This is a genomic window from Sphingomonas sp. NPDC019816 (genome assembly GCF_050274375.1).
Taxonomy (GTDB): Bacteria; Pseudomonadota; Alphaproteobacteria; order Sphingomonadales; family Sphingomonadaceae; genus Sphingomonas.
Map to the genome: position 1 here is coordinate 1 of NZ_JBNNOB010000249.1, position 2,094 is coordinate 2,094.

At 66.0% G+C, this 2,094-nt stretch carries 1 protein-coding gene and 1 pseudogene; one reads left to right on the plus strand and one right to left on the minus strand.

The annotated features are described in order from the left end of the window. Positions 1-107: 107 nt before the first annotated feature. Positions 108-1,622, plus strand: a complete 1,515-nt coding sequence (locus ACQKJZ_RS19105) for a lipopolysaccharide biosynthesis protein (RefSeq protein WP_427733263.1) — start codon at positions 108-110, stop codon at positions 1,620-1,622. Positions 1,623-1,763: 141 nt separating this feature from the next. On the opposite strand, the pseudogene purH reads toward ACQKJZ_RS19105, so the two are convergent. Continuing rightward, positions 1,764-2,094: pseudogene (gene purH / locus ACQKJZ_RS19110) on the minus strand (bifunctional phosphoribosylaminoimidazolecarboxamide formyltransferase/IMP cyclohydrolase); the annotation flags it as partial.

Here is a 2,094-nt window from a genome sequence, read left to right on the forward strand (position 1 = left end):
AAAAAAAAAAAAAAAAAAAAAAAAAAAAAAAAAAAAAAAAAAAAAAAAAAAAAAAAAAAAAAAAAAAAAAAAAAAAAAAAAAAAAAACTAGGACCTCGCACCCGCTAATGGCGCAAAGCCAGGACATCGATACGCTCGCCAAGGGGGGGCGCACCAATATCGCGGGCTTCGTCCTGCGGCTGGCGGCGCGCATCCCCTTCCTGTTCATCGCAGGGCGCATCTATGGCCCCGATCTGGTCGGGCGGTTCGCCATCGCGGTGGTGGTGGTCGAGCTGGCGGCGCTACTCGCGACGCTGGGGATGAAGCGCGGGCTGGCGCAGGCGCTGGCCTCGACCGAGCGGCCGCATGCGCATGTCGTGTGGGACGCGATGGCGCTGGCCTTCCTCGCCTCGATCGCGGCGAGCTGCTTCCTGTTCCTCTTCCCCGAGCTGGTCTATCCCAACAGCGCGATCAGCGGCCTCGACCGCTGGCTGCCCGCGATCATCGTCGCCATCGCCTGGTCCGATGTCAGCCTGGCCGCGCTCGCCTATCGCCTGAACGTCAAGGCGGCGGTGACCGCGCGCGCGGTGGTCGAACCCTGGACGGTATCGATCGCCGCCTGGCTGTTCTCCTTCTTCACGATCCGCGACGGGCTGGTCCTGTCCTATGTCGCCTCGATGATCGCGGCAATGATCGCCAGCCTGGTGCCGTTCCTGCGCAGCTATGGCCTGCCGCGCGGCTGGACGCCGCAGCTGTCGCGCGTCTTCGCGCTCGCCCGCGCCAATGCGCCGCTGGCCGGGGCCGATGCGCTGGAATGGGGCACGCGCAACGTCGACCGCTTCATCCTGGGCGTGTTGTTCGAACCGCGCATCGTCGGCATCTATTATATGGCGCAGCAGGTCTCCTCGCTGCCGCAGAAGCTGAAGACCAGCTTCGACCCGATCCTCGGCCCCGTCATCACCCAGAGCCTGGCCAATGGCGACATGGCCGCCATCGCGCGGCAGGTACGCCAGGTCGCCTTCTGGATCATCGCGGCGCAAGGGTGCCTGGCGCTGATGGGTTCGATCCCGGGTGAGGCGGTAATGGGCGTGGTCGGCCCGCAATTCGTCTCGGGCACTGCCGCGCTCGCCTTCCTGCTGTTCGCCGAGCTGCTGGCCTCGACGGGGGCGGTGTGCGAGTCGGCGCTGGTCTATACCGCGCGGCATCGCAACCTGATGATCTCGGTCGCGATGCTGGGGGTGCAGATCGGCTTGAGCTTCGCGCTGATCCTGGGGATGCGCGCGCTCGGCTGGCCCGAGACCTGGGCGGCGGCGGGGCCGGCGGTGGCGCTGGCGGTCAGCGTCACGCTGACCTCCATCCTGAAGGCACGAACGCTGGCGAGCATCCTGAAGGCGCCCGTGTCACCCTTCCGCTGGCCGCTGATCTGGGCCGCGCTAGCCGCGACGCTGGTCGGGGGCGCCTTCACGCTGCTGCCCAAGCGGCTGGAATGGGCCGAACTGTTGTTCGGTGAGCCCGCGATCGCGGCGACCTATCTGCTGATCCTGTGGCGCTGGGCGTTCGGCCCGGCCGACCGCGCGCTGTTCGGCAAGGCCCCGCGCGCCGAAGAGGCGACGCTGCCGCATGCGGGCGGGATCACGCGGTAACGTGCCAACGTCCGTTCAGCCTGAGCGACGTCGAAGGCCACGGGATGACGCTTCGGCTTCGCTCAGCGTGAACGGTTGAGGATTGGTCAGGCATAAAAAAGGCCCCTTCCGAACGCTTCGGAAGGGGCCTTTTGTTGGGGATCAATGCCGGAAGTGGCGCATGCCGGTGAACACCATCGCCAGGCCCGCATCGTCGGCCGCCGCGATGACCTCGTCGTCGCGGATCGAGCCGCCCGGCTGGATCACCGCCGTCGCGCCCGCCTCGACCGCGGCGAGCAGGCCGTCGGCGAAGGGGAAAAAGGCATCCGACGCGACCGCCGACCCGATGGTGCGCGGTTCCGCCCAACCGGCCTTGTCGGCGGCGTCCTTGGCCTTCCACGCGGCGATGCGCGCCGATTCCAGACGGTTCATCTGGCCGGCACCCACGCCTGCGGTCGATCCGCCCTTGGCATAGACGATCGCGTTCGACTTC

Excerpts from the sequence above, each read along its gene's own strand:
- ACQKJZ_RS19105 (WP_427733263.1), top strand. The coding sequence starts at position 108 with ATGGCGCAAAGCCAGGACATCGATACGCTCGCCAAGGGGGGGCGCACC.